The sequence below is a fragment of the Thioalkalivibrio sp. ALE20 genome, assembly GCF_000381405.1.
Classification (GTDB): domain Bacteria; phylum Pseudomonadota; class Gammaproteobacteria; order Ectothiorhodospirales; family Ectothiorhodospiraceae; genus Thioalkalivibrio.
The window spans coordinates 180109-199111 of sequence record NZ_KB906471.1 but is presented as its reverse complement, the minus strand read 5'-3'; the positions used below and the strand labels follow the sequence as shown (position 1 = coordinate 199111).

Genomic DNA, 19003 nt, shown 5'->3' with positions numbered 1-19003 from the left:
GTCAGGCTTCTCCGTCGGGCCAGGGCAGGTGGCTGGCGGGCGGCAGCCGCCGGGCCAGCGGGCGCCGTGCGAGGTGGTTCAGGGCCTCCTGCAGCTGGACCTCCGGGGCATCGGGGTACAGCGGATCCGAGGGCGTCAGCTCGATGACCTCCAGGATCCGCGCCAGTACCCGGCGGGCCGCATCGCCATATACCCCGGCGGCGCCGGTGTGCTTGGAGAGCTTGTCGCCGCCACCGCCCACCAGCACCGGGTGGTGGGCATGCTCCGGCGGGGCCAGCCCCAGCGCCGCATACAGCTGCAGCTGGCGCGCGGTGGACCCCAGCAGGTCGATGCCGCGCACCACGTCGGTCACGCCCAGTTCGTGATCGTCGATCACGGTCGCCAGCTGATAGGCATGCAGCCCCCCGGCGCGGCGGATCACGAAGTCTGCGCCCAGGGCCTCCAGATCCAGGCACAGGGGGCCCTGGAAGCGGTCCTCCACGGTCCAGTGACGGGTCACGGCGCGGGCACGCAGCGAACGCCCCTCGCGCCCGGCGGGCAGGCCCGGGCGGCAGGTGCCCGGATAGACCGGGCCTTCCCAGCCGGCGACGCCGGCGGTCCGGATCTCGCGCCGGGTGCAGGCACAGGCAAAGGCATGGCCGGATTGCAGCAGCCGGTCGACGGCCGCGGCGTAGACCTCGTCGCGGTTCGACTGGCGGGTGAGGGGACCATCCCAGCCCAGACCGAGGACGTCGAGAGTGGCGAGGATCGCATCCTCGGCACCGGCCCGGACGCGCGGGAGGTCGATGTCATCGATGCGCAGGTGCCAACGCCCGCCGACCGCGCGGGCGTCCAGCCAGGAGATGACGGCGGCGAGTACGGAACCGGCATGCAGGGGGCCCGAGGGCGTGGGCGCGAAGCGGCCGACGTACGGGCGGTCGGGCGCGGATGACATGCCGGGCGGGCAGGGGGACGGGCGGGTGCGGCCCGGTGCGGGCCGCACCGGGACCCGTCACGCCATCTGCTTTTCCTTGATCTCGGCCAGCTGCTTGCAGTCGATGCACAGCGTAGCCGTGGGGCGGGCCTCCAGCCGACGGATGCCGATCTCCACGCCGCAGGCCTCGCAGTAGCCGTAATCGCCGCTCTCGATCGAGCGCAGGGCCTCGTCGATCTTCTTGCTCAGCTTGCGTTCGCGATCGCGTTCGCGCAGTTCGAGGCCGAACTCTTCTTCCTGGGTGGCGCGGTCCGCCGGATCGGCGAAGTTGGCCGCGTCCTGGCGCATGTGGCCCACCGTGCGATCTACTTCCTGCGCGAGCTCTTCGCGCCAGGCCTCCAGAAGCTGGCGGAAATGCTCGAGCTGGTCCGGATTCATGTACTCTTCGTCCGGCTTCGGCTCGTAGGGCGCGATGCCTCCGGCGACCATGTGTTTCGTGGACGGCTTGGCGTTGGCGTCTTCAGCCATGCTGGGTGTTCTCCGGCTCGAAATGAAGGCGCACTTAGTACCAGAGAAGGGGGGCACGAGCAAGTGGTGTGCCATCGTTTCATCCCATTAACATGTTCTGATTCACGTGCGGAGGCGGTTTTTTCATGGCATCCCTGCAGGCTTTGATCTTCGATGTCGACGGCACCCTGGCCGACACCGAGCGCGACGGCCACCGGGTGGCCTTCAACCGGGCCTTTGCCGAGGCCGGACTGGACTGGGAATGGAGCGTGGAGCGCTATGGCGAGCTGCTGCGCGTGACCGGCGGCAAGGAACGTATCCGCCAGTACCTGACGGAAGACCACCCCGGGGTGCTGGAGGAGCCGGACATCGATGACCGCATCCGGGCCCTGCACGAGGCCAAGACTCGGCACTACGTGGCGCTGCTGGAGGGCGGGGCGATCCCGCTGCGCCCCGGGGTGGAGCGCCTGCTGGACGAGGCCGCCGCGGCCGGTCTGCGCCTGGCGATCGCGACCACCACCACGCCGGCGAACGTGACCGCGCTGCTGCGCGCGACCCTGGGCGAGGACGGGCCGGCGCGCTTCGAGGTGATCGCCGCCGGGGATATCGTCCCGGCGAAGAAGCCGGCCCCGGACATCTACACCCATGCGCTGGCGGAGATGGGCCTGACGGCCGCGGAGGCGCTGGCGCTGGAGGATTCGGACAACGGGGTGCGCTCGGCGCGTGATGCCGGGCTGGAGGTGGTGGTCACCACCAACGATTACACCCGTGATCAGGGGTTCAGCGGAGCGCTGGCGGTACTGGACGGCTTTGGCGAACCGGGCGCCCCGGCGCGGTCACTGGCCGGGGCCGAGCTGCCCGGCGACGTGGTGGACGTGGCCACCCTGCGCCGCTGGTTCGACCACGCCCGGCCGTGAAATCGGCCGGAGGGCCGGCCTCCTACCGGGGGCTGGGTGCGGCCCGTAGGAGGCCAGCCTCTGGCCGATCCGGCGCAGGAGCCGATCCGGCGCGGGGGATTGTCCGGACGCACAATCGGCCGGAGGGCCGGCCTCCCACCGGGGGGCAGGGTGCGGCCCGTAGGAGGCCAGCCTCTGGCCGATCCGGCGCAGGAGCCGATCCGGCGCTGGGGGGCGGAAGGACCGGGTTCCGCCGCGGCGTCTTCGGCGGGTTCGGGGCCGCTCTCCATGGCCGCATCGATCCAGTTCTTGACCGCGATCAGCAGGCCCATGGCGAGGAAGGCCCCAGGTGGCAGCAGCGCCAGCAGGAAGCCGTGTTCCTCGGGGAAGAACTCGATCCGCAGGGCATGCCCCCATTCGCCCAGCAGCAGGTGGAAATCGGCGAACAGCGTGCCCTGACCCAGCAGCTCGCGCAGCGCACCCAGCGCGATCAGCACGCCGGTGAAGCCCAGCCCCATCATCAGCCCGTCCAGCGCGGCGCGCGGGACCGAATTGCGCGAGGCGAAGGCCTCGGCGCGGCCGATGATCGCGCAGTTGGTCACGATCAGCGGGATGAAGATCCCGAGGATCAGGAACAGGCCGTGGAACCAGGCGTTCATGGCCAGTTCGATCGCGGTAACGATGGAGGCAATGATCAGCACGTAGACCGGGATGCGGATCTCCGAACGCACGTGCTCGCGGATCAGCGACACGATCACGTTGGAGAGCAGCAGGGTCAGGGTGGTGGCGATGCCCAGGCCCACGGCGTTGACCACCGTGCCGGAGATCGCCAGCAGCGGGCACAGCCCCAGCAGCTGCACCAGGCCCGGATTGTTGTGCCACAGACCGTCACGGATGATGTCGGCGGGCGTGCTCATGGCGTTGTCTCCTGATCATCGTCGGGCGTGAGCGGTTCGGTCACGGCCGCTCCCTCGCCGGGTTCGGTCGCCAGCAGTTCCTCGCGATGGGCTTCAAAGTACTCCAGGGACCGGCGCACCGCATGCACCACCGCGCGCGGGGTGATGGTGGCGCCGGTGAACTGGTCGAAGGCGCCGCCGTCGCGGCGCACCGTCCATTCGTCGGCCGGCGGATCGCCCAGGCGGCGGCCCTCGAACGCGTGGATCCAGTCCGAGCGCCCGGCCTCGATGGCATCGCCCAGGCCCGGCGTCTCGCGGTGTTCCGAGACCCGCACCCCCAGCAGTTCGCCCTCGCGGTCGATGCCCACCAGCAGGTGGATATCGCCGCTGTAGCCATCCGGCGCAATCGCCGAGACTACCACGCCGATCACGTTATCGTCGGCGTCGCGCGCGAACCAGGCCGGCAGGTTTGCGCCCCCGAGGTCGTCGTGACTCAGGGGCGTGGTGTCGGTCACCGGCTCGTTCACGTAGTCCAGCTCGCCCAGCAGGTCGGCGATGCGCTGGCGATTGACCTCCATCCGGTTGGCCTCGATGCGCGCCTCGGTCCCGCTCTGGACCAGCGCGACCAGACCGGTACCGGCCCCGGCAAAGGCGGCCAGCAGCGCGGTGGTGATCGCGATGTCGCGCGGCTTGAGCCCGGTCACGGCCCGGCCCCCGGGGGTGGCCCGTTACCGCGCGAATGGCCGTAGATGCGCGGCCGGGTAAAGTGGTCCAGGGTGGGTGCGACCATGTTCATCAGCAGCACCGCGAAGGCCACCGCGTCGGGGTAGCCGCCCCAGGTGCGGATCACGTAGATCAGCAGGCCGATGCCGGCGCCGTAGAGGATGCGCCCCAGCTTGGTGGTGGCCGCCGAGACCGGATCGGTGGCGATGAAGAACGCCCCCAGGATCACCGCGCCACTGAACACGTGGAACGCCGGCGAGGCATGGGCATCGGGATCCAGGATCCAGAAGAACCCGGCGGGGATGGCCACGCCGAGGATCACCGCCAGCGGGATCTCCCAGCGGATCACGCGGCGGAACAGCAGGTACAGCCCGCCCAGCAGGAAGAAATTGCCGATCCATTCCCAGCCGGTCTCGGTGAAGCTGCCGAATACCGGGCTGGCGGTCACCTCGGAGACCGTGCGCCCCGACACCAGTCCCTCGCGCAGGGCGTCCAGCGGTGTGGCGCGCGTGATGGTATCCCATTCCATGCCGGCCGGCAGGCTGCCGGTGAGCACCGTCTGCAGGCTGTGCCAGAGCCCCAGCGGCATCTGCGGCAGGGTCTCCGGGGCCGGCCACAGCGCCATCTCGCGCGGGAACGAGACCAGCACCACCACATAGCCGACCATTGCCGGGTTGAACGGGTTGTAGCCCAGTCCGCCGTACAGGTGTTTGGCGACCACGATGGCGAACGCGATGCCGATCAGGGTGACCCAGAACGGCGCCAGCGGCGGGATGGCCAGGGCGAACAGCCAGCCGGTCACGATCGCCGAGTTGTCGGCCAGGGTGGGCCCCACCGGGCGCCGGCGCAGCGCGACCATGGCCGCCTCCAGCGCCACCGCGAAGCCCACCGCCAGGGCGACGTTGATCAGCACGCCCCAGCCGAAGAACCAGGTCATGGCGAGGGTGCCGGGGATCAGGGCCAGCAGGACCTGCTGCATCACCCCGCCGACCGAGTGGCGCGGGATGATGTGCGGTGAGGATTCGGTGCGAAAGCGCATCAGCGTCCGTGCTCCTGACTGTCATCCGTGGCGTTCGTGGTGTCCGCCGGACCCGTGTCTTCGGAGCGGCCGGGCTCGCCGGGGGTGTCGGAGTGGTTCCCGGAGTGGCCCTCGGGAGCATCCCCGGTGGAACCGTCGGAAGAATCGTTGGCGTCCGCCTGGCCCTTGCGCGCCGCCTTGCGTGCGCGCGAGCGTTCCAGCGCGGCCTGGATGGCCGCCTGCTTGTCGTCGTCCTGGCCTTCCTTGTTCTTCACCGCGGCCTTTTTCTTCGCCAGTTTCTCGGCCTTTTCGCGTTCCTCGCGTTCCAGCCGGGCCTGACGGAACTCGTAACGCTCGCGCGCCACGTCCGACTTCTGGCGCTCCTTCTCGCGGGTCCAGATCTCGTGCTTGGCGTAGCGGTAGTACTGCACCAGCGGGATATTGCTGGGGCAGACATGCGCGCAGCAGCCGCATTCGATGCAGTCGAACAGGCCGTAGTCCTGGATGGCGTCGAAGTCCTTGGCCTTCGCCTGCCAGTACAGCTGCTGTGGCAGCAGCCGGGCGGGGCACACCGCCGCGCATTCGCCGCAGCGGATGCAGGGCATGCGCGGGCCCGGGGAGGGCGTGTCCTGCGGGCGCGTGGCCAGCAGGCAGTTGGTGCCCTTGATCACCGGCAGGGCGTCGTCGTGCACCGCGAAACCCATCATCGGCCCGCCCATCACCAGGCGGTCGACCTCGGCGTCGTAGCCGCCGGTGGCCGCGACCAGGTCGGCGAACGGCGTGCCGATCAGGGCATTCACGTTGCGCGGCCTGTGCACCCCGGGGCCGGTGACGGTGACCATGCGCGAGACCAGCGGCCGGCCCTGGATCACCGCGTCGCAGATCGCGCGGAAGGTCCCCGGGTTGTGACAGACCATGCCCAGGTCGGCGGGCAGCCCGCCGCTGGGGACCTCGCGGCCGGTCAGGACCTGGATCAGCTGGCGCTCCCCCCCGGTGGGATAGACGGCGGGAATGGAGACCAGCTCGAGGCGGTCGGCCAGTTCCGCCGGCGCATTCTCGGTGAGGGCGCGCATGGCCTCCGGCATGCTGTCTTCCACTGCGAACAGGATGCGCTCCACGCCCAGCAGGTGGGCGACGATGCGGATGCCCTCGAAGACCGCCTCGGGCGCGGTGCGCATCAGCATGTCGTCGGCGCTGATCCAGGGTTCGCACTCGGCGCCGTTGACGATCAGGGTGTGGATGTTCTGGCCGGCACGCGGGTTGAGCTTGACCGCGGTGGGGAACGCCGCCCCGCCCAGGCCCACCACGCCCGCCTCGCGGATGCGCTCGCGCAGCCGGCGGCTGTCGCGGGTGTCCCAGTCCAGCCATGGCTCCATGCGGGTGTCGCCCCATTCGTCGCGGCCATCCGCGCGGATCACCACGCAGGGGGCGGACAGGCCCGAGGGGTGCGGGACCGGGTACTCGCCGATGTCTTCCACCACGCCCGAGGTGGGGGCGTGCACGTGTGCGGCGATGTAGCCGGCGGCCTGGCCGATGCGCTGGCCCTTGGTCACGCGGTCGCCGACCTGCACGCAGGGCTCGGTGGGATCGCCGATGTGCTGGCACAGCGGGACCGTGAGGCGTTCGGGTACGCCCATGGTCAGCACCGGCTCGGCGGTGCTCGCTTCCGTGTTGTCGGCCAGTTTCAGGCCGCCATGAAAACGGTGCAGCTGCATGGTTGCGGTATCAGGCGGAGGCCCGCGGTTCGTCACGCGGCCGTTCGATGGGCGAGGGTTCGGGTTCCGACCAGCCCCATTCGCTGATGTCGGTCTCCACCGGCACCATGTCGATGCAGTCCACGGGGCAGGGTTCGATGCACAGCTCGCAGCCGGTGCATTCTTCCTCGATGACGGTGTGCATCTGCTTGGCCGCGCCGACGATCGCATCCACCGGGCAGGCCTGGATGCACAGGGTACAGCCGATGCACAGGTTCTCGTCGATCACCGCGACGCTCTTTTCCTGTTCTTCCTCTTCCAGTGCCTTGGGGTCGCGGTCGAGCAGATCGGCCAGCGCCTCCACCGTGGCCTGCCCGCCGGGCGGGCAGCGGTTGATGTCGGCCTCGCCGGCGGCGATGGCCTCGGCGTAGGGCCGGCAGCCGGGGTAGGAGCACTGTCCGCACTGGGTCTGCGGCAGCAGCGCGTCGATCTGGTCCACCACCGGGTTGCTCTCCACGCGGAAGCGCTGCGCGGCATAGCCGAGCACCAGGCCGAACAGGGCGGCCAGCGCGGTGATGGCGAGTATGGCGATCAGGATGTCCATGTCAGGTGGTTACCAGCCCGGAGAAGCCCATGAAGCCCAGCGACATCAGGCCCGCGGTGATCATCGCGATCGCGCTGCCGCGAAATGCCACCGGCACGTCGGCGACCGCGATGCGTTCGCGGATCGCCGAGAACAGGATCAGCACCAGCGAGAAGCCGACCGCGGCGCCGAAGCCGTACAGTGCCGATTCGACGAAGTTGTGCGCCTCCTGCACGTTCAGCAGGGCCACGCCCAGCACCGCGCAGTTGGTGGTGATCAGCGGCAGGAAGATCCCCAGCACGTTGTACAGCAGCGGCGAGGTCTTGCGCACCACCAGCTCGGTGAACTGGACCACGGCCGCGATCACCAGGATGAACGCGATGGTGCGCAGATATTCCAGGTCCAGCGGGGCGAGGACGAATTCGTTGATGACGTAGGAGGCTACTGCCGACAGCGTCAGCACGAAGGTCGTGGCCAGGCCCATGCCGGTGGCCGTCTCGACCTTGCGCGAGACCCCCATGAACGGACACAGCCCCAGGAATTTCACCAGGACAAAGTTGTTCACCAGGATCGTGCTGATGAGGATCAGGACGTATTCCAAGTCGGCTCCTGCCCGCAATTTCCGAGTAACAGGGTCAACAACATAGTATCGACCCCCGTGGATGGCACCTCAACCCTGCCCCGGCCACGGTCATGGCCGGGTGGTCAGGCGGCGGTTCCCCAGCGTTCGGCCAGGGCGTTCAGGCTCAGGGCAGGGTGCGGCTCCCCGTCCGGATCCGCATGGCCGGCGCCGGGCTCCGGCGCCGGGCAAGCGGTCCGGAGCCAGCCCTGGCGCGCGGCATCCAGCTGCCGGCGGTCCGGCGACAGCACCAGAACCTCGTCCGCCTGCAGCCCGGTCTCGGCGACCAGGCGCCCGAAGCTGCCGGCGTCGCGGCGTCCGCCCAGGCGGGTGTCGAAGAAACCCGCCAGGCGGGCCTCGAAGTTGCGGTCCGGGCCACGCCGCAGCCACTCGCGCTGGGTGGTCACCGGCGTGGCGCCAAAGCTGTACAGCGCGATGTTGGCCCGTGCCAGTCGCGTCAGCGCCGCCACCGTATCCGCGTCCAGTTCGGGCCTCAGGCCGCCCTGTTCCAGCACCTCGGTCCAGATCAGGCCCTGCAGCTGGCGCAGCGGGCTGATGTCCTGCCCCGCGCGCATCCAGCTGTCGATGCGCACGCGCAGCTCGGCGTCGTCCAGCTCGCGTCCGGCATAGGCCCGCAGATCGGCGAGGGTGCGTTTCACCAGCGGGTCATCGGCGCGCTGTTCCAGGAACGGGCCCAGCTCCTCGCGGGCACGCGGTTCCAGGGTTGCGGCCAGGACATCCGCCGGGGCCAGCATGCCCTCGAACGCGAGCACGATTGCCTGGGGAGCCGGGGTCATGGGTGCAGCTGGCGCGCGAGGATCTCGCACTCGAACATGAACTCGAAGGCCTCGACCCGCTGGATCGCGGTTTCCACGGTGTGGCTCCAGGTGTACAGGCCGTGCCCGGCGATCAGATAGCCGGCCAGGTCCGGCTGACGGCTCATGCGGTCATCGACCTGCGCGGCCAGCTGCTGCACGTTCGGGTCGTTGGCGAACACCGGTACGTCGATGCCTTCGGCGGGGTGCTGCACCACCGGCAGTTCACGCAGGACCTCGTAGTCGCTCAGATGCAGCCCGCCGGGCAGCTGGCGCGAGAGCACCGTAGCATTGGCCGAATGGGTATGCAGCACCGCGCCCAGGTCCTTGTCGCGGCGGTACATGATGATGTGCAGAAAGGTCTCCGGCGACGGCGTGCGCTCCGCCGGGGACAGCAGATTGCCGTCGAGATCGACGATGATGAAGTCGTTCTCGTCGAGCATGTCCTTCTGACGCCCGGGAGCGGAGACCACGATATGGCGGTCGTCCAGGCGCGCGGAAAAGTGCCCGGCGCGGGCCGGCAGCCAGCCGCGGGCCGCGAGACGGGCACCGGCATCGGCGAGCAGGCTCACCTGGGCCTTGAATTCGAGACTGTTTTCCATGCGTCCCTTGTTGGCAAAAGGCGGGCAGCTTACGCGAGCACCGGATGCAAATCCATGACCCGCATCACCGGCATGCGGATCACTTGACCCGCATGCCGGGCCGGGCCCCTTCGTCGGGGCTCAGGATCCACAGCTCGTCGCCCCCCGGTCCGGCGGCCAGCACCATCCCCTCGGAGACGCCGAAGCGCATCTTGCGCGGGGCAAGGTTGGCGACCATCACGGTGTGGCGGCCGACCAGGTCTTCCGGGGCATAGGCCGACTTGATGCCGGCGAAGACCTGGCGGCGTTCGCTGCCAATGTTCAGTTCCAGGCGCAGCAGCTTGTCCGCGCCCTCCACGTGTTCCGCGACCTCGATGCGGGCGACCCGCAGGTCGACCTGTGCGAAGGTGTCGAAGTCGATGGTGTCGGCGATCGGCTCCACCGCCGGGTCCGGTTCCGCGTCCCCGGTCGTCGCCTCGTCTGCCGCGGCCTCGCCGCCGCTCAGCGACGCCTTCGAGGCCTCGAGCAGGGCTTCCACCGTGCTCCCCTCGATGCGGGTCATCAACGGCTTGAAGCGGTCGATCGAACGGCCGGTGAAGGCCCGGGTGCGTCCGGCCCAGGAGAGGTCGTCCTCGCGCAGGAAGGCCGCCGCTTCGTTCGCCAGCTTCGGCAGCACCGGTGCGAGGTAGACGATCAGGATGCGGAACAGGTCCAGCCCCTGGGTGTTGATGGCCTGCACCTCGGCCTCGCGCCCGGGTTCCTTCGCCAGCACCCAGGGCCGGGCCTCGTCGATGTACTGGTTGGCCTGGTCGGCCAGTGCCATGATGCGGCGCATGGCCTGGGCGAATTCGCGGTTCTCGTAGGCCGCGGCGATCGCCTCGCCCTCGTCGACGAACGCCTGGTGCAGGTCGGGGCGCGGCAGTTCGGCGGCCAGCTGGCCGTCGAAGCGCTTGGTGATGAAGCCCGCGCAGCGGCTGGCGATGTTGACCACCTTGCCGACCAGGTCGGAGTTTACCCGCTGGATGAAGTCGTCGAGATTGAGGTCGAGGTCGTCGACCCCGTCACCCAGCTTGGCGGCGAGGTAGTAGCGCAGGGCCTCGGGGTTCAGATGGTCGAGGTAGTCGCGGGCGCGGATGAAGGTCCCGCGCGACTTGGACATCTTCGCGCCGTTGACGGTCAGGAAACCGTGGCAGAACACCGCCGAGGGCGTGCGATAGCCCGCACCGTGCAGCATGGCCGGCCAGAACAGGGTGTGGAAGTAGGCGATGTCCTTGCCGATGAAATGGTACAGCTCGGCATCGGAATCCGGCCGCCACCAGGCGTCGAAGTCCTCGCCGTGTTCGCGCGCCCAGGCGCGAAAGCTCGCCATGTAGCCGATGGGCGCATCCAGCCACACGTAGAAGTACTTGCCCGGCGCCTCGGGGATCTCGAAGCCGAAGTAGGGCTCGTCGCGGGAGATGTCCCAGTCGCTCAGCCCGGCCTCGAACCATTCCTCCAGCTTGTTGCGGATCGCGCCCTGCAGGCGTCCGGAGCCCGTCCATTCGCGCAAAAAGGCCTCGAAGTCGGCCAGGCGGAAGAAGAAGTGTTCCGACTCGCGCGACTCGGGGGTGACCCCGCTGATGGCCGACACCGGCTCCTGCAGCTCCATCGGGCTGTAGGTCGCGCCGCAGGCCTCGCAGGAGTCGCCGTACTGCTCCTCGGCCCCGCATTTCGGGCAGCGGCCCTTCACGAAGCGGTCCGGCAGGAACATCCCGGCCTCGGGGTCATAGGCCTGATCGATGGTGCGGGTGGCGATGTGGCCGGCGTCGCGCAGAGCGCGGTAGATCTCGCCGGCCAGTTCGCGGTTCTCTGCCGAATGCGTGGAATGGTAGTGGTCGAAGCCGATGTGGAACTCGGCGAAATCCGCCTCGTGTTCCTCGCGCACGCGCTCGATCAGGGTCTCGGGGTCGATGCCCTCGGCGCGCGCCTTGAGCATGATGGGCGTGCCATGGGCATCGTCGGCGCAGACGTACACCACCTCGTGGCCGCGGGCGCGCTGGAAACGGACCCAGATGTCGGTCTGGATGTACTCCACCAGATGGCCGAGGTGGATCGGCCCGTTGGCATACGGCAGGGCGCTGGTGACGAGGATCTTGCGCGGCGTGTCGGTCATGGGCCTCGGGATCTGTGGTGTCGGGTCGCGGGTGTCCGGCCACGGGCAGTGCGGCCGGCGGGTGATCCGGAAACGGATATTGTCCGGTGTGGCCGGCGGGATGTCGAGCCGCCGGAACGGACGTGGAGGCCGGGTTAATCCATTTCCCGGTGTCGGTCAAGCCGGCCGTTGTCCACAGAACCTGTGGACAACTCTGTGGGAAAAACCGTGGCAGGCGAGCCAAATCCTTGTCAGTGCGTGGCTTGCGTCAGATTGGGCAAACATTAACCAGCCTGAACAATAGGCCCTATAAACAGCAACTTGGGATTTTTCCGCATGTCGTTCCCGAGCGTGACGCGTGCCCGGTTGGCGACTACGCCCGGGGGCGTCCCGGTCTGTGCACAAACCGTGCAGGATGCGGCGTGTCAACGGGCGGCGCGGATCTCGCGGATCTCGTCGCGCTGCAGCCGCACCACGATGAATCCGCCATGCAGGCGCTGGCGCAGGCGCAGCTCGTCATCGTCCACCTCCAGCAGTCGGCCCGGGCGGCGGTGCCCGCGTTCGGTGGTCACGATCACGTAGCGTTCCACCCGGTCGGGGAGGGCGTCCCAGGCGAGGACGCCGGCCGCCGCGGCCCCGGATTCGTGCGTGGCGGGGACGCCGGGTCCGGGTGCGGATGCGGTGGCGCGCTCGGGCTCGCGGTCGCGCGCTGCCTCCATGTCCGGAGAGTCGCCCCCCGTGTCCGGCTCCGTCGCGTCGGGCAGGCCGACGAAATCCCCGGTGTGCAGGACCACGGGCCCGATGCGCTCGCCGTTGATCGCGAGGCGCAGATCCACGCGGTCGAGGAGTTCTATCGGCGAATCCAGACCGCGTGCCCGCCGCAGCGGATCGCGCACGCGACCCGCCTGCAGCTCGATCGAGTCCGGCTGCGCGACGAATTCGCGATAGCCGCGCGTCAGGGCCGGCCCCGGTTGCAATCCGGCATCGGCCCATGTCTGCAGCCATTCGCCCATGTGGTGTTCGCGCCAGGACTCCGCCTGCAGGCCGGATTCGCGGAGGCAGAAGTCCTGCAGGGAGGTGTAATAGCCCGCATCGCGGTATTCGAGGCCGAACTCGCGCATGGGCGCTTCCAGCAGCGCCGGGACGAAGCGTTCCAGGTCGCGCGAACCGGCGCGGGGCTCGAACTCCACCCGGCCGTGGAAGCCGCCGAGGGCGCCGGCCTGGTATGCCCCGCGCAGCTCCAGCCGCTCGCCACTGCCTTCAATGCGATAGGACAGCGCGAGGTCCACGGGCGCCCGCGCCATGCCAAGACGGTCAAGCACCTGCCCGGGCCCGGCGTCCGCCAGGGCACTGCAGCCGGCGGTGTCCAGGCGGGTGACAAAACGGGCCAGGGGGGCATCCGCGTTGGCGCGCGACCATGTCGCGGGGACCCGCAGCTGGTGCACGGAGGCGCCGAGGGCTCGCGGCAGGCGGTCGCGCTCCAGGGTGCGGCGCAGGCGCAGAAGCTCCGGGATGCCGTCCGTCTCGACGCTGATGCGCTCGGCCCGCAGCCGCCCGGGGAGGGCGTGCGGGTCGAAGCGCACGCCGTCGACGTGCAGGTGGCCGTTCAGGCCGATGCGCACCCCGGAATAGTCCAGCTCGCCCAGCGGGCGCAGTTCCGCCGCGAACTCGTCGAGGCTGCGCTCGATCTGACCGATTTCGTACTGGTGATACCCCAGTCCCGCGACCACCAGGACCGCACCGCCGATCGCCACTTCCTTGAGCATGAATTTGTCCGGACCCTTCCCGCTGGATACGCGTCGCGCAAGTCTTCACATTACGGGCTTCGACCGGGCGATGCACGGCGCGGCATGCACGGCGGGCGGGTTCTGTCGGCCGGGTCACATTGCCGGAGCTATCGGGTGACGGGTGTCAAGCCCCGTGACTGTCCACAGAACCTGTGGATAACTCTGTGGGAAAACCCGTGGCATTTGTCCGCAAGCCTTGTCAGACGGGGCTTTGCCTCAGATTGGTCAAAAAACGACCAACTTTTTAAAAACGATTCATAAACAGGGACTTGAAAAAGTTTTGTCGAGTGTCTTTCCGGCTGTTTTCGCTATCCTGTCCCGCCGGGGTGGCCGATCGCCGCGGATGTGCACAAATCGGACAATCTGTCGGGCTGGGGCCTTGACAGGCCTCCTCTCGGCCCGGATCCGGGGACGCCGAAAGTCGGCCGTGGCGTGCAGTCATTGGCGTCCCGGTCTGCGGGCAGTAGAATCGCGCGATCACACTCCCAATCAACGGAAACCGGGCAACCATGGCTGAACTCTCGCGCGAGCAGATCGAATCCGCCCTGAAGCAGGTGCAGGACAAGTACCTCGAAACCGACCTGGTGTCCGCCAACCAGGTGAAGGATATCCGCATCGACGGCTCGCGGGTCGCGGTGGACATCGAGCTGGGTTATGCCGCTTCCGGCTACCACGACGAACTGCAAGCCGCGGTGGAGCAGGCGGTGCGCGGCGTCGCCGGGGACGCGGCGGTCGAGGTGAATGTCGGCTGCAAGGTCCTGACCCACGCGGTGCAGAAGAGCCTCAAGCCGATGTCCGGGATCAAGAACATCATCGCCGTGGCCTCGGGCAAGGGCGGGGTGGGCAAGTCCACCACCGCGGTCAACCTGGCCCTGGGCATGGCGGCCGAGGGTGCGCGTGTCGGCATCCTCGACGCCGACATTTATGGCCCCTCCCAGCCGCGCATGCTGGGGATCAAGGACAAGCCGGAGTCGAAGGACGGCAAGCACATGGAACCGCTGGAGCGCCACGGCGTGCAGGCGATGTCCATCGGCTTCCTGATCGACGAGGACACGCCGATGATCTGGCGCGGGCCGATGGTGACCCAGGCGCTGGAACAGCTGATCAACGAGACCAACTGGAAGGACCTGGACTACCTGGTCATCGACCTGCCGCCGGGCACCGGCGACATTCAGCTGACGCTGTCGCAGAAGATCCCGGTCTCCGGCTCGGTGATCGTGACCACGCCGCAGGACATCGCCCTGCTGGACGCGCGCAAGGGCCTGCAAATGTTCGAGAAGGTCGAGGTGCCGGTGCTCGGGATCATCGAGAACATGAGCATCCACATCTGTTCGAAATGCGGTAACGAGGAGTACATCTTCGGCCAGGGCGGCGCGGAGAACATGTCGGAGGAATACGGCGTGGACCTGCTGGGCGCGCTGCCGCTGGACATCCGCATCCGCGAGCAGGCCGATGGCGGCGAACCGACCGTGATCGCCGACCCCGATGGTCGCATCACCGAGATCTACCGCGAGATCGCGCGGCGCACCGGCGCCCGGCTGGCGGAACAGGCGCGGGACTACAGCAGCAAGTTTCCCAACATCGTCATCCAGAACAACTGATGACGGCGGGCGATCAGGGATGACCATCAAGTCCGACCGCTGGATCCGTCGCATGGCCGAGGCCGAGGGGATGATCGATCCCTTCGAGCCCGGCCAGATCCGTTATCGCGACGACGAGCGCATCGTCTCCTACGGTACGTCCAGCTACGGCTACGACGTGCGCTGTTCGGATCACTTCAAGATCTTCACCAACATCAACTCGAGCATCGTCGATCCCAAGGGTTTCGACGAGGGCAGCTTCGTCGACGTGCATGCCGACGTCTGCATCATCCCGCCCAATTCCTTCGCGCTCGCGCACACGGTGGAGTACTTCCGCATCCCGCGCGACGTGCTGACCATCTGCCTGGGCAAGTCGACCTATGCCCGCTGCGGCATCATCGTCAACGTGACCCCGCTGGAACCCGAGTGGGAGGGCCACGTGACGCTGGAGTTCTCCAACACCACGCCGCTGCCGGCCAAGGTGTATGCCAATGAAGGCGTGGCGCAGATGCTGTTCCTGCAGTCGGACGAGGAGTGCGAGACGTCGTACAAGGACCGCGGGGGCAAGTACCAGGGCCAGCGCGGGGTCACGCTGCCGCGCACCTGAGCGCGGCCGGGACCGCTTTCTTACCGCTCCAGCGCGAAACGGCGTTCGGCCAGCTCGTATCCCAGATCGATCATCTCCCGCGCGCGGTGGAAGTCGAACACCCCGCAGGCGTTCACGGGCACCTCGATCAGGTGCTCGGGGTTGTAGGCGGCGACGCGGAAACGCGCGATGCTGCCCTGCATGGCCTCGATGGAATGCGAGACCATGTCGATCATTCCCAGCGCCCGCGCCTCCTGTTCCCGGCTCAGCTGTGGGTCCGCCTCGTCCAGGCCCAGACGCCCCTGCCAGTCCTGCAGCCAGGAGCCGATGCGGTCGGGCAGCACGTCGCGTGCGCTGCGCAGGCCGTCGCGCAGGCGAGTGGCGGTGGACCCCCCCTGATGGTCCCCGGGCGAACTGCGTTTCGGACCCAGACGCTCGTCCACCCGTCCGTTGAGACTGACCGCGATGGTGACGTCGCTGTCGTCGTACAGGGTCGGAGCGATGGGGACCGGGTTGAGCAGGCCGCCGTCCACCAGCAGCCGCCCGTTCAGGCGCACCGGGGTGAATACCGTGGGGATGGCGATGGACGCGCGAATGGCGTCGAACAGCGCCCCCTCGTTGAGCCACACCTCGCGCTCGCGTTCGATGTCCGTGGCCACCGCGGTAAAGCGGATGGGCAGATTGCGGATGTCGGTATCGCCCAGCATCTCGCGGAGCTTCTCGACCAGGCGTTCGCCGCGGAACAAACCGGCCCCGGAGAACGAGAAATCCAGCAGTCGCCAGACGTCCTGGCGCCGCAGGGTGCACACCCATTCCTCGTAGGTGTCCAGCTGCCCGGCCGCATAGATGCCGCCGACCACCGCCCCCATGGAGGAGCCGGCAATCGTCCGGATCTCGTAGTTTGCATGGTCTTCCAGCCAGCGGATGACTCCGATCTCGGCGAGACCGCGAGCGCCGCCGCTGCCGAGGACGAGCGATACCGTTCTGGGGGCGATCCTGTTGGAACTAGCCAAGGGTCAGGGCGTTTTTGACTGCGGTTATGCTGAACGTCTCCATGTCTTCGGACATGCGCAGGATTGCTGGCAGCTGGCTCACTCCCTGACGTCCGCGGGGGATGGCGTAGTGCCGGACGCCCTCCTTGATGGGGGTCAGTTCCTCGAACTCGAGGTAGACGGAGTAGCGCCGGTTGCGCTTCTGCAGACGGATCGCCTCGATATAGCAGTCAAAACGGTTCTTGCGGATTCGCTCCTGAACTTCTTCGGCGGTTTCCGGCTTGCGAAAGCCCCGTAGCATGGTCTCCAGCCAGTGCTGATAGAAGCGGCGCGAACGTTCTTCCCGGGCCTGGGCCTCCTGCAGGCGTTCGCGCAGGGCCAGTTCCTGGTCTTCGGCCTGTTTGAGAAGTTTGTTCAACTCGCTCTGGAATTCCTCCAGCTCCTTGCGTCCCTCCGCGTCGTCGGCACCGGCATCGACCGAAAAAATATGCGTGCGCATTTTCTCCAGCAGGCGCAGCATGGAGATCACGCGGAGATCCAGCTCGTCGGTCTTGCGGCTCCAGCGGGCCGCCGAATCCATGCCGAAGTCCCGGACCTCGCCCGCCAGTTCGATCAGCAGGCGCCGCAGGCTCATGTACAGGTAATCGAAATCGTCCGGCGTGCTGGCCTCCTCGCGAAGGAGTCGGTCCATCTCCCGGAGGATCTCGTTTGCTACCGCCTTCTCGAAGTGCATCACCCGCCGCGTGATGGCGTGGTCCAGTGACGAGGTGCCCGGGTCGATGGGTTCGCGCAGCATCGGGGCCAGATAGTCGTGCTGGGCCTTCCACAACTCCTCCACCGCCGCGACGATGTTGCCGCTCAGCTTGCGTTGCAGCGTGACCATCCGGGTCAGGGTGAATTGCACGACTTTCTGGACATTTTCCTGGTCCAGGCTCTCGTGCTTCGCCGGTATGACCGCCGCGTTGAAGTGGACGAAGCGGTCGCCCGTGACTTCCTCGCGCAGGAAGCGGCGTACCGAGAACGGGTTGAGATGGTCGCCCTCCGTGGGAGCGATCAGGTAGATGGTGGTGGCTGTCCGTACGATGTCGCACTGACGCGTACGCGCCTCCGGAGCGACGACGTCCCGGATGAAGGGGTGCGGGTCTTCTTCCAGCGTGGTGACCGGAAGGGTCCGGAACCGATAGCCGAGCAGCTGGTGCTTCAGGAACACCTCGATGGTGTAGCGCTTCACGTTGGCAGCACTGATCCCGCGATAGTTGCGGCCCACGGTGAACGATGCCCGGCGCGTCAGCTCGACCAACCGGAACAGGTAGGCGTCGCGCAGGGCCTTTTTCTGTTTCTGCAGGGCCAGGTCGTCGCCGGTATCGAATTCGTCCAGCAGGGACAGCGAACCTTCCAGGTGGTCGGCGAAGGCCTCGGGCGTCTCGGCGCTGTCGATATCCTCCTGAGCCTGTTTCAGGCGGGCGCCAATATCCCGCAGTTCCGGGCTGGAGGTATTGTGGAAGGCCTGCTCGAAGGTCAGCGGCGGTTCGTACTCCAGCTGTTTCAGTTTGGCGTTGTAGCGGATCCCCTTGGGTTCCAGGTATTGATGAAACGCGTATTTTCGCTCGTTTTCACCGAGCTGACGAAGGTTGGCCTCCAGGCGTTTCTTCCAGTCCGGATCCGCGATGGGATCCAGCTCCATCAGCTCGCGGATGATGCCCTCGGGCAGTTCCAGCCGGTCCGCGGCGAAGACGCGCTGCCGGTCATCGGTTTTCTGCTGTTCCGCGAGGGCTTCACTCATGCTCTTCCATCTCCATGGTTCGGTCCAGCTGCGGGACGGCGTCGCTTGCTCCGACGGTCTCCTGCATCTGTTCGGTATCGACCCCGAGTTCTTCGAGGCGCTCGGCGTAGGGGTTCACCCCGGCTTCCGGATCATAGGTCGGTCCGGCCGACTCCGACTCCGCCATCTCCGGAGAAATGATGGATGAGGGGGTCTCGGGGTCTTCGTCCGGGGGAGCGAGTTCCGGGCCCCAGAGGCTGTAGCCTCCGCCGACCAGGGCGACGGTCAGCAAGACCAGTGAAACTCGTCCTGGCAAGATAGGCCGCGTGTGGTAGCCGGGCCCTTCGTGCGTCGTGTCGGCGTCGGGTCTTCCGGCTGGTACTGCGGGTGATTCCGCGGCGGGTGCGCGCCGGCGTGGTGCCGGCCGGGGTCGGGTATCGTCCATCACGTGCCCGCAGGCGATGCAGGTCTGTCGCGCGGCTTCCTGGCGTTCGCCGCAGTGCGGACACTGGCGCATTTCCCGGAAGCCGGCATCGCTACCGAACAACGGCGTGGCTTCGTCCTCGCCGTCCGTGCTGTCTTCCGCGGTCGCCATATCGCAGTGGATGCCGTTGCGTTCCAGTCGCTGGACCAGGTGTTTTGCCTCTGCGGGGTCAGCAAAGGACGCGATTTGCGCGCCGGGGTCACACAGGATTTCCTCGGCGCGCGCCCGAGGCGGCCCGCCGTGGGGCGACGGATCCGCGTGGATCGACAGGGCCCGTTCGAGGGTGCGCAGTGCCGGTTCGCGGTCGACGCGGTCGTTGAGCCCGGCAAAGCGGACGATGGTCCGGGTGTCTGGCATGATCTGTCCGTAGAATGCGGTCGGGTCAATACCCAGAAGAACAGGCAGGTTGAATCATTGCACGCCAGAAGATGTGACG

17 protein-coding genes and 1 pseudogene are annotated in these 19003 nt (G+C 67.8%); 3 read left to right on the top strand and 15 right to left on the bottom strand.

Translation table 11 applies throughout. The annotated features are described in order from the left end of the window. Nucleotide 1: 1 nt before the first annotated feature. The gene (gene gluQRS, locus F790_RS0100960; protein ID WP_019590608.1) at nucleotides 2-934 is read right to left on the bottom strand and encodes a tRNA glutamyl-Q(34) synthetase GluQRS; all 933 of its coding nucleotides are present in this window, start codon (nucleotides 932-934) and stop codon (nucleotides 2-4) included. Nucleotides 935-991: 57 nt separating this feature from the next. Beyond that, on the bottom strand, nucleotides 992-1441 hold the full coding sequence (dksA, locus tag F790_RS0100955) for an RNA polymerase-binding protein DksA (RefSeq protein ID WP_018870927.1): 450 nt from the start codon (nucleotides 1439-1441) through the stop codon (nucleotides 992-994). A 125-nt stretch (nucleotides 1442-1566) separates the two neighbouring features. Here dksA and F790_RS0100950 point away from each other — a divergent pair, with 125 nt between their 5' ends. Beyond that, on the top strand, nucleotides 1567-2337 hold the full coding sequence (locus F790_RS0100950) for an HAD family hydrolase (protein WP_019590607.1): 771 nt from the start codon (nucleotides 1567-1569) through the stop codon (nucleotides 2335-2337). A 212-nt stretch (nucleotides 2338-2549) separates the two neighbouring features. Here the strand turns inward: F790_RS0100950 and F790_RS13675 are convergent. The 10 genes and pseudogenes from F790_RS13675 to F790_RS0100900 all read right to left on the bottom strand — a co-directional run. Continuing rightward, nucleotides 2550-3233, bottom strand: a pseudogene (locus F790_RS13675) (electron transport complex subunit E); the annotation flags it as partial. Next, a complete protein-coding gene (rsxG, locus tag F790_RS0100940; RefSeq protein WP_019590137.1) occupies nucleotides 3230-3916 on the bottom strand; it encodes an electron transport complex subunit RsxG in 687 nt (228 codons plus the stop codon). The pseudogene F790_RS13675 and the gene rsxG, both read right to left, overlap by 4 nt. Continuing rightward, complete coding sequence (gene rsxD, locus F790_RS0100935; RefSeq protein ID WP_019590605.1) at nucleotides 3913-4974, bottom strand: electron transport complex subunit RsxD; 1062 nt, start codon at nucleotides 4972-4974, stop codon at nucleotides 3913-3915. Before rsxD ends, rsxG begins: the two co-directional genes overlap by 4 nt. Then, on the bottom strand, nucleotides 4974-6668 hold the full coding sequence (gene rsxC, locus F790_RS0100930; protein WP_019590604.1) for an electron transport complex subunit RsxC: 1695 nt from the start codon (nucleotides 6666-6668) through the stop codon (nucleotides 4974-4976). The genes rsxD and rsxC overlap by 1 nt, the downstream gene beginning before the upstream one ends. A gap of 10 nt (nucleotides 6669-6678) precedes the next feature. Further along, a complete protein-coding gene (rsxB, locus tag F790_RS0100925) occupies nucleotides 6679-7251 on the bottom strand; it encodes an electron transport complex subunit RsxB (RefSeq protein WP_019021075.1) in 573 nt (190 codons plus the stop codon). Nucleotide 7252: 1 nt separating this feature from the next. Beyond that, nucleotides 7253-7831 (bottom strand): electron transport complex subunit RsxA, encoded by a 579-nt coding sequence (rsxA, locus tag F790_RS0100920; RefSeq protein ID WP_018871175.1) that lies wholly within the window; start codon nucleotides 7829-7831, stop codon nucleotides 7253-7255. 104 nt (nucleotides 7832-7935) lie between these two features. After that, nucleotides 7936-8646: a hypothetical protein gene (locus tag F790_RS0100915; protein ID WP_019590603.1), complete on the bottom strand. Its 711-nt coding sequence runs from the start codon at nucleotides 8644-8646 to the stop codon at nucleotides 7936-7938. Beyond that, complete coding sequence (gene mtnB, locus F790_RS0100910) at nucleotides 8643-9266, bottom strand: methylthioribulose 1-phosphate dehydratase (protein ID WP_019590141.1); 624 nt, start codon at nucleotides 9264-9266, stop codon at nucleotides 8643-8645. The genes F790_RS0100915 and mtnB overlap by 4 nt, the downstream gene beginning before the upstream one ends. A 79-nt stretch (nucleotides 9267-9345) precedes the next feature. Then, the gene (gene metG, locus F790_RS0100905) at nucleotides 9346-11397 is read right to left on the bottom strand and encodes a methionine--tRNA ligase (protein WP_019590602.1); all 2052 of its coding nucleotides are present in this window, start codon (nucleotides 11395-11397) and stop codon (nucleotides 9346-9348) included. Nucleotides 11398-11801: 404 nt separating this feature from the next. Next, on the bottom strand, nucleotides 11802-13142 hold the full coding sequence (locus tag F790_RS0100900) for a hypothetical protein (RefSeq protein WP_019590601.1): 1341 nt from the start codon (nucleotides 13140-13142) through the stop codon (nucleotides 11802-11804). 530 nt (nucleotides 13143-13672) lie between these two features. On the opposite strand from F790_RS0100900, the gene apbC reads away from it, so the two are divergent. Together apbC and dcd are read left to right on the top strand one after the other, a co-directional pair. Next, entirely contained in the window at nucleotides 13673-14764 is a 1092-nt protein-coding gene (gene apbC / locus F790_RS0100895) for an iron-sulfur cluster carrier protein ApbC (RefSeq protein WP_018871180.1), read from the top strand. 19 nt (nucleotides 14765-14783) lie between these two features. Next, nucleotides 14784-15350, top strand: a complete 567-nt coding sequence (dcd, locus tag F790_RS0100890; RefSeq protein ID WP_018871181.1) for a dCTP deaminase — start codon at nucleotides 14784-14786, stop codon at nucleotides 15348-15350. Nucleotides 15351-15370: 20 nt separating this feature from the next. On the opposite strand, the gene F790_RS0100885 is transcribed toward dcd, so the two are convergent. From F790_RS0100885 to F790_RS0100875, 3 genes are read right to left on the bottom strand one after another with little or no spacing between them, the layout of a single operon-like run. Beyond that, nucleotides 15371-16342, bottom strand: a complete 972-nt coding sequence (locus F790_RS0100885; RefSeq protein ID WP_231363074.1) for a patatin-like phospholipase family protein — start codon at nucleotides 16340-16342, stop codon at nucleotides 15371-15373. Continuing rightward, nucleotides 16335-18104 carry a hypothetical protein gene (locus F790_RS0100880; protein ID WP_019590599.1) on the bottom strand — a complete coding sequence of 590 codons (1770 nt, stop codon included), beginning with the start codon at nucleotides 18102-18104 and terminating at the stop codon, nucleotides 16335-16337. The genes F790_RS0100885 and F790_RS0100880 overlap by 8 nt, the downstream gene beginning before the upstream one ends. Continuing rightward, complete coding sequence (locus tag F790_RS0100875) at nucleotides 18097-18924, bottom strand: hypothetical protein (RefSeq protein ID WP_019021067.1); 828 nt, start codon at nucleotides 18922-18924, stop codon at nucleotides 18097-18099. The genes F790_RS0100880 and F790_RS0100875 overlap by 8 nt, the downstream gene beginning before the upstream one ends. Between the last annotated feature and the right edge of the window lie 79 nt (nucleotides 18925-19003).